Below are 8464 nucleotides of genomic sequence, written 5' to 3'. Positions count from 1 at the left end.
CCGTCCCTTCGGGCCATGCGGGCCACGCGACGGGGGGGGGGATCGGTCAGGAAGACATCGATCGTGAGATCCGGATAGTCGATCTCCAGAAGTCTCTTAAGAGCCTTGTGGAGGTAGCCGTAGCGCGCCGGATGGGACGTCAGGCTGACCACGACCGGAGGCGTGTCCTCCGGTGCCGGGCGGGCAGGCCCATTCCCGGCTTCCGGAGGGCTGTGACCTCGTGCTCGACCCGATCGCATCAATTCTAGCTCTTCCTCCGGGCTTCGGGTCCCGAGTCCTCAGTCGCTCGTCGCCTCCGGCGGCACACCGCCCGGAGGCATGTTCTCGTTGAGCCACCGGGTCATGTAGCCGAACAGGTGTCGCCTCGTTCCCGGCCCTTCGAAGATTCCGTGGGAGCGGTTCGGGTACGACAGCATGGTGAAGTACTTGTTCTCCCGGATCAGCGCATTCACCAGCTGTTCGGCGTTCTGGTAGTGAACGTTATCGTCGCCTGTGCCGTGAATGAGCAGCAGGTTGCCCTCGAGTCCCCCGGCGTACTTGAGGACCGACCCGTCCTCGTAGTCCTCGGGGTTCTCGTCGATGAGCCCCATGTACCGTTCCATGTACACGGTGTCGTAGTTCCGCAGGTTCGTCACCGCGGCCACCGCGATCCCGGTGCTGTAGATCTCCGGGTACCGGAACAGGGCGTTCAGGGTTGCACCTCCGCCCCCGCTCCAGCCCCAGATGCCGATCCGGGACGCGTCGACGTACGGGCGTTCCGCGATCACCCGGGCCGCCGCGGCCTGGTCGGCGCTGTTCACCCGACCGACCTTCCGGTACTGCGCCTTCCGCCAGTCGCGGCCTCGCGGGCCGGGGGTGCCCCGGTTGTCGACGCTCGCCACGATGTATCCCTGCTGTGTGAGCAGCGTGTGCCAGCCGAAGTTGCCCGTGTCCCACCGGTCGAGGACCGTCTGGGCGAAAGGTCCGCTGTAGGCGTAGAAGAACACCGGGTACTCGAGGCTCGGATCGAAGTCCGGCGGATACATCATCCACGCATCCAGCATCGCGTCGCCGACGTCGACCTGGAAGAACTCCGCCCGTCCTCGAGCCAGCTCGGCCAGGGTAGCGTTCAGTCGGGCGTTGTCCTCGAGCACCCGCAGCACCTCGTGGTCCGGCAGGCTGACCAGTTCGGTCACCGGCGGGGTCGTGAACGTGGAGTACGTGTGAATCGCGTACGATCCGTCGGGCGAGAGGCTGTACCCGTGGGTGCCCGGCTGGTCCGTCGGTGAGAGACGTTCCGGCTGCCCTCCCTCGAGGGGGACGCGGTACAGATACCGCTGCGTGGCGTTGTCCGGTGAGGCGATGAAGTAGATCCACCCACCGTCCTCGTCGATCAGCTCCACGTTGACGACTTCCCAGTCGCCGGACGTGATCGGCGAGAGCTGCCCGGTCGAGCGATCGACCTCGTACAGGTGGCGCCAGCCGGTACGCTCGCTCAGCCAGGTCATCCGCTCGTCGCCGTCGAGCCAGATCCAGTCATCGATCGCGTCCAGGTAGGCGGCGTCCGTCTCCGTGAACAGCTCCCGGATGGTGCCCGAATCGGCATCGCAGAGCAGGACCCGGTTGGTGTCCTGCCTCCGGTTCATCCGCTGGATGGCGACCTCGTCGCCGTTGCCGGACCACTCCATCCGCGGGATGTAGTTGTTTCTCGGGTCGCCGGGCACATCGCACCACACGGTCGGACCGCCGGCCGCGCCCACGACCCCCACCCGGGCGGCGGAGTTCGTGGTGCCGACCTTCGGATACTGCACGGGAATGGTGAACGAGTAGATCGAGTCCGTGTTGTTGATCATCTCGAACACCCCGATGCCCTCGGCGTCGAGCTGCCAGTAGGCGATCGACTTCCCGTCCGGAGCCCAGCGCCAGCCATCGGCGGGGAGCGGCATGAAGAACTCCTCCTCGTACACCCAGTCGAAGTTCCCGTTGATGATGGTGTCGGATCCGTCCTCCGTGAGACGGGTCACCTCTCCAGTGGCGACGTCTTCCACGTACAGGTCGTTCTCGCTCACGTATCCGAAGCGGTCACCCGATGGGCTGAACTTTCCGTACATCAGGCTCGACTCGGGCCGATCCGCCCCCATCTGCCGAAGAGCGCCGGTCTCCAGATCCAGCACCCAGTAGTCGCCCCGCGAGTTGAAGCGCCAGACACGGCGGGAGTTGGTGTAGATCAGCAGCTTGCTGCCGTCCGGAGACCACTCGTAGTTCTGGATGCCGAGAGGCCGCGTCTGACCTTCGGGAACGAGCTGGGCGGCGGAAACCAGGACCTCGCGCTCGCCGCTGGAGGCGTCGTACCGGACCAGGTCCCGTCCGGCTCCGGCCCCGCTTCGCTCGAGCGTCGTGTAGGCGGACCCATCTTCGAGCCAACGGGTCTGCCCGAAGAAGTCGGGAAAGAAGTCTCCCGAGCCGAACAGGCGATCCAGCGTCACGAGGCTCGGGTCGCCGGTCTCCTGGGCCTCCGCCCGCTGCGCGACCGGAAGGAAGAAGAACGCGAATACGGCGGCGCAGGCCAGCGGGCCTCGCAGGCGCTTCAGCTGTTTCATGGCAATCCTCTGGAGTCAGGTGGATGCGGCCGGCGAGATGCGGTGCGCACGCTGCCTCACGCGCAGCCGAAACCCGCGGTACACGCCCTACAGACAGTTGACCGAGGGCGGGCGTTTAGCTTGCCGGGCTGCCGTGCGATGGCCCGGGATCCGGGGGTCCGGCCCGGGTCCGCCGCACGACTCGCCATCCCGGCTCAGTCCGCGCCTCCGGCCAGCGGAATTCCGCCCGGCGGCATGTGCTCGTTCAGGTAGCGCGTCATCTCGGTATAGAGGTGACGCCGGGTTCCTTCGCCCTCGAAGATCCCGTGGGATCGATTCGGATACGCGAGCATCGTGAAGTGCTTGTTGTGACGGACGAGCTCGTTCACCAGCACCTCGAAGTTCTGGTAGTGGACGTTGTCGTCCGCGGTGCCGTGCACGATGAGGAGGTTCCCCTCCAGGTTCTTCGCATGGTTCACCGGCGCGCCCGCCTCGTAGTCCTCCCAGGCCTGGTCCGGGAGTCCCATGTACCGCTCGGTGTAGATCGTGTCGTAGTATTTCTGGTGCGTGACGGCCGCGATCGAGATGGCGGTGCCGTATACATCCGGGTACTGGAAGATCAGGTTCAGGGCCATCTCCCCACCGCCGCTCCAACCCCACGTGCCCACCCGATCGGCATCCACGTAGGGCCTCTCGATGATGATCCGGGCCGCCGTCGAAAGGTCCGAAACGTTCAACTGGCCGATCTTGCGGTAGAGAGCCTTGCGCCAGTCGCGGCCGCGCGGACCCGGGGTGCCCCGATTGTCCACACTGGCCACGATGTAGCCCTGCTGCGTGAGCATCAGGTGCCACAGGTAGTTGCCTCCGCCCCACGAGTCCATCACCGTCTGTCCCCACGGCTCACTGTAGCCGTAGAAGAGGATCGGGTATTCGTTCGCCGGGTCGAAGTTCGGCGGATACATGATCCACGCATCGAGCCGGGCCGGACCGATGTCGACCTGAAAGAACTCGAACTCGCCGCGGTCCAGCGCCTCCACCGTCTCCCTCAGCTCCCGGTTGTCGACCAGCGTCCGGATCACCTCGTGGTCGGGCAGACGGACCAGCTCCGTGATCGCCGGATGGCCGAAGCTCGAGTACGTGTGGATGGCGAACCGGGCGTCGGGCGAGATGTTGTAGCCGTGCGTGCCGGGCTGGTCTTCGGGCGTGAGGCGCTCCGCATCCCCCCGGCCGTTCAGACGCGAACGGTACAGATAGCGCTGGGTGGCCGTCTCCGGCGAGGCGGTGAAGTACACCCGTCCGCCGTCTTCGTCGATGCGCTGTACGCTGACGATCTCCCAGTCATCGCCGTCCCACGTGACGTCGCGCACTCTCCCTCCGTCCCGGGAGACGCGGTACAGGTGCCGCCATCCGGTCCGCTCGCTCACCCAGGTGAACTCCTCGTCGCCATCCAGCCACTCCCAGTCGTCCACCGCGTCGAGATAGGAGGGGTCCGTCTCGGTGAGAATCGTCCGGCTCGCCCCGGTCCGCGCGTCGCAGAGCATCACCTGGTTCGTGTTCTGGAGCCGGTTCATGCGCTGGAGGATGATCTCGTCGGAATTGCCGGACCACTCCATGCGCGGGATGTAGTTGTTGCGCGGATCTCCCGGCACGTCGCACCAGGTGGTGGCGCCGCCGCCCGCCGGGATCACCCCGACCCGGGCCGCCGAGTTGGTCGTGCCCGCCTTCGGATACTCCACCGGCACGGTGAACGAGTAGATCGAGTCGGTATTGTTGATCATGAGGAAGTCGCGAACACCCTCCGCGTCGAGCTTCCAGTAAGCTATCGAAGAACCGTCCGGGCTCCAGCGGAATCCGTCGCGGGCGAAGAACTCCTCCTCGTACACCCAGTCGAACGTGCCGTTGATGGTCGTGTCGGACCCGTCGTTCGTGAGCCGGACCACCTCGCCGGTGGCGAGCGCCTCCACGTACAGGTCGTGTTCGCTGACGTACGCCACCCGTTCCCCGGCCGGATCGAATTTCGCGAACATGAGGCTGGACTCGGGCCGGTCCGCGCCGACCTGACGCAGCGCGTAGCCGTCCAGATCGAACACCCAGTAGTCTCCGCGGGTGTTCTGTCGCCATACGCGGCGCGAGTTGGTGTAGATCAGCAGCCTCGTGCCGTCGGGAGACCATTCATAGCCCTGGATGGTGAGCGGCCGGTCCGCCCCAGCCGGCATCAGCAGAGAGGCGGAGACGAGAACCGTTCGGACACCCGACTCCGTCTCGTACCGAACCAGGTCCCGGCCTCCCGCCACCGCCTCCGAGGGTTCGAGCGTCGTGTAGAACGTGCCGTCCTCCAGCCAGCGGACCTGGCCGAAGAAGTCACCCCGGAAGTCCGCCGTGCCGTAGATGCGGTCGAGCGTGACCGCCGACGGGTCGGTGTCTTCCTGGGCCTGCGTCCCGGCCGGCGAGAGAAGGACGAGGGCGACGGGGACGAGAGCGAGATTCGCGCGCCAGCGCGGCTGCTGAAACAGGTGTCGCATGGAATTCCTCACGGACTTCGGAGATGTCACTACGGCGCCGCGACCCGGCTGGATCCCGGCCACGGCGGCGATGCCGACGAACAACCTACGGGGTCGTGAAGTCCCGCGCCCGGGACGGCCTCGAGAGGCTGGCGCCGGAGCGGGGTCAGATTCCCAGAAGCTTCAGCAGGTCGTTGAGGAACGCGAAGCCCATGAAGAAGACTACCACGGTGGCGCCGGCGAGGTTCGTGTAGCGCACGAGGCCCGGGTTCAGGGGGCGACGGATCACTCCCTCCACCGCTAGCAGAAGGAAGTGGCCGCCGTCCAGGACCGGGATCGGGAGGAAGTTCAGGATCGCCAGGTTGAGCGAGAGGAAGGCCACGAAGGCGAAGAACTGCGGCCAGTTCATCCGGTAGGCCCGCTCGCTCATTCGCGCGATCTCGACCGGTCCGCTGACCTCTCGTAGCCCCACCGCCCCGGTCACCAGAAGACGGCCACTTTCCGTGATCATCCGGGTGTGACGGCCCAGCTCTCCCGCACCATACGCGATGGCCCCGCCCAGGTCTTCGTCCAGGAACTCGGTTCCCAGGTGGGCCCCCAGCCATCCGAAGCTTCCCTCGGGGATGAAGCCCGGATCCGGCTGAGGCAGCCGCACATCCATCCCCGTACCGCCTCGCAGCACGCGAACGGACACGGGCCGCGAGGGCGCCAGAGGCATCGCTTCGAGCCATGCGTAGAAGGTGGGCGTGGCCTGTCCTTCCACGGACACGATCCGGTCACCCTTCCGGAGGCCGGCACGCGCGGCCGGCGAGCCGACCTGGATCGTTCCGAGCACCGGCGGAAGCGGCGGAAGCAGGGACGCGAGAAGCTGAACCCTCTCGGCCTGCACCGCCGGGATCACCACATCGAGGGTCGTACCGTCCGCGAGATCCATCGACTGCGGCCCGGCTTCGACGGCCAGAAGCGCCATCGCGAACTCCGCCCAGTCCCCGACAGGTCGACCGGCCACCCCGGTGACGTCCACATCCGGGGGAATGCTGGTCCAACCATCCGCTCCGATCGGGAGGTCATCCTCGAACACGGCGCTCACCCGAGCCGGAGTCGGAGCGGTCGCCGCTCCCATCGATCCGAGGATCGCGTAGATGATGAGCGCGAGGGCCGCGTTGGCCGCAACGCCTGCGACCACCACGATCATGCGACGGTGGACCTTGTGGAACGCGAATCCGTTCGGCCACTTCCGGCGGTCTTCCCTCGTGCCCGCCATTCCCATGATGCGCACGAAGCCTCCCAGGGGAATGAGCGCCAGCTGATACCGGGTCTCGCCGATACGGAAGCGGCACAGGGCGGGTCCGAACCCGACGGAGAACGAAGTGACCGGCATTCCGGCCCACTTGGCGGCGATCAGATGCCCCAGCTCGTGCACCAGGATCAGTACGTCGGTGACGACCAACAGCAGCAACACCGCCAGGATCATGCTTCCGCCTCCTCTTCCGCCGGCTGCCGATTCGAGCCGGTGACGATCCGGCCCGCCATCGACGTTCGGTCGATGTGCCGAGGTGCAAGTTCCGTTCGGTGTTCGAAGGACGGAGTCCGCCCGGGTCTCCCGGGGGGACTCAGACGCTGATGTCCATCGGACCACGCGGGCCTGTCGGCCTGGTGGATAAACGATTAAAAGCAAATATGATATTATGTTAGGGTGTCATAAAGTCGCGGTGAACAGCGCGACGTACCGTGGGGCCACCACGGCCGCACGACCGGCCGGGGGAAGCGATTCGATCGGCGACCGGGGACCCCGCGTTGCGAGAGCGCCACACTGCCTGCCTCCGGATCGTGGCGCGGGCCCGCCACCTGTTTGTTGTTCCCCTTCGCTTGCAGCTTTAGATTCCGCGATCCCGGTTTCCGGGTCTCGAGGACCGGGAGGGTGGCGGTCGACCCTCCGTGCTACGAAAGGGGTAGTGACTATTGGCTGAAGTTCAGGTCCGGGATGGCGAGGACGTACAGAAGGCGCTCAGGCGCTTCCGGCGGAAGGTACAGAGAGCGGGGATTCTGAAGGACTTCCGCAAGCATCGACATTACGAGAAGCCGAGCGACTCGAAGCGTCGCAAGGCCCAGGCGGCGGAGAGACGTCGCCGGCGGCAGGCGCGGCGCAAGCGGAGAGACTGACCGGGCGTCAGGCCCACATCTCCTCATACATCAGATACTGGGATTCCGTCATTCCCAGCGCCTCGTAGGTCGACTGGGCGCCGAGGTTGTCCCGCTCCACGTACAGGCGCAGGCCGATCGCCTTCTCCTTCCGGGCGGACTCCCGAACGTGCTGGTGCAGCTTCCGGTAGATGCCCTCGCGGCGGTGTCGCTTCGAGACGTAAACGCTCTGCAGCCACCAGACCGGTCCGTTGCGCCAGTCGCTCCACTCGGTGTTCACCATCACCTGGCCGACGATCTCGTCGGCCTTCACGGCCACGAAGTAACGGCCGCGGGCCGGGTCCTTGAGGAGCGTCTCGACACCTTTCGTCAACGTGGAGCGATCGAGCTCGCGACCCTCGGTCTCGCGGGCCATCGCCAGATTGAACAGCACGATGCGGCTCACATCCTCCAGCTCTGCCTGCCGAATCTCGATCGACATGCCATGACCCCTTTTCGTTCGAAGAATCCAGCAACCTCGGCCGCATCGCGCCGGTCCGCAAACACCGGCAAGCAAGGCTGACTGGGGGCGCCGAGCGTCGTACCTTTCGATTCATGTCTTGCATGGGGCCTGCCCGGGACGTCTGCGTGGTTCTCCTGACCGGTATCGGGGATGTCGTGCATGGCCTGCCGGTGGCGAACGCCATCAAGGACGACGACCCGGGTCGACGGATTACCTGGGTAGCGGAGCCGGCTCCGGCCCGCGTACTGGACGCCCACCCCAGCGTGGACCGCGTCATCGAGTTCCGCAGGAGGGAAGGCGTTGCGGGTGTGCGCCGGCTCGCGGAAGACCTCAGGGGATGCCGGTTCGACGTGACGCTGAACATGCAGCGGCACATGAAGGGCGTATTTCCGACCGTTCTTTCCGGCGCGCCGTGCCGAATCGGTCTGGATCGAGCCAAGGTCCGGGAGGGCGTATGGAGGTTCTCGAACCACCGCATCGAGCCGGCTCCGTGGGCCCACACCCAGGACGTGCTTCTCCGTTTTCTCGATTCACTGGGAATCGGTCGACCGGACCCGCTGGAGTGGCGCATCACGTTCACCCGCCAGGAACGGCACCAACAGGAACAGTTCTTCTCGGCCCTCCCGAGCCGCCCGGTGATCGGACTGGTGCCGGGCTCCGGCGTGGTCCGGAAGGACTGGCCGGCGGAGCGCATGGCCGCGCTTGCCGACCGTCTCGTCGAACGCGGGGGGGGCACCGTTCTTCTCATCGGTGGGCCCGGT

General features: G+C 66.2%; 6 protein-coding genes. 2 read left to right on the top strand and 4 right to left on the bottom strand.

The features are described from left to right. Nucleotides 1-278 precede the first annotated feature (278 nt). The 3 genes from AC36XV_RS03430 to rseP all read right to left on the bottom strand — a co-directional run bounded on the left by AC36XV_RS03430 (nucleotide 279) and on the right by rseP (nucleotide 6533). Nucleotides 279-2579 (bottom strand): S9 family peptidase, encoded by a 2301-nt coding sequence (locus AC36XV_RS03430; RefSeq protein WP_492202274.1) that lies wholly within the window; start codon nucleotides 2577-2579, stop codon nucleotides 279-281. 194 nt (nucleotides 2580-2773) lie between these two features. Further along, complete coding sequence (locus AC36XV_RS03425) at nucleotides 2774-5092, bottom strand: S9 family peptidase (protein ID WP_492202273.1); 2319 nt, start codon at nucleotides 5090-5092, stop codon at nucleotides 2774-2776. Between the two features lie 133 nt (nucleotides 5093-5225). Then, a complete protein-coding gene (gene rseP, locus AC36XV_RS03420) occupies nucleotides 5226-6533 on the bottom strand; it encodes an RIP metalloprotease RseP (protein WP_492202272.1) in 1308 nt (435 codons plus the stop codon). Nucleotides 6534-7021: 488 nt separating this feature from the next. Between rseP and rpsU the strand changes: the two genes are divergently transcribed. Further along, entirely contained in the window at nucleotides 7022-7222 is a 201-nt protein-coding gene (rpsU, locus tag AC36XV_RS03415) for a 30S ribosomal protein S21 (RefSeq protein ID WP_492202271.1), read from the top strand. 7 nt (nucleotides 7223-7229) lie between these two features. Here rpsU and AC36XV_RS03410 read toward each other — a convergent pair whose 3' ends face one another. Next, nucleotides 7230-7682: a GNAT family N-acetyltransferase gene (locus AC36XV_RS03410; protein ID WP_492202270.1), complete on the bottom strand. Its 453-nt coding sequence runs from the start codon at nucleotides 7680-7682 to the stop codon at nucleotides 7230-7232. A 146-nt stretch (nucleotides 7683-7828) separates the two neighbouring features. Here AC36XV_RS03410 and AC36XV_RS03405 point away from each other — a divergent pair. After that, a partial coding sequence (locus AC36XV_RS03405; RefSeq protein ID WP_492202269.1) for a glycosyltransferase family 9 protein occupies nucleotides 7829-8464 on the top strand: 636 nt, incomplete at its 3' end.

Source organism: Candidatus Benthicola sp. (assembly GCF_058719085.1).
The sequence above is the reverse complement of the archived record's forward strand: the minus strand, read 5'-3'. Positions and strand labels throughout refer to the sequence as shown.

Excerpts from the sequence above, each read along its gene's own strand:
- AC36XV_RS03430 (WP_492202274.1), bottom strand. The coding sequence starts at position 2,579 with ATGAAACAGCTGAAGCGCCTGCGAGGCCCGCTGGCCTGCGCCGCCGTA.
- rseP (WP_492202272.1), bottom strand. The coding sequence starts at position 6,533 with ATGATCCTGGCGGTGTTGCTGCTGTTGGTCGTCACCGACGTACTGATC.
- AC36XV_RS03410 (WP_492202270.1), bottom strand. The coding sequence starts at position 7,682 with ATGTCGATCGAGATTCGGCAGGCAGAGCTGGAGGATGTGAGCCGCATC.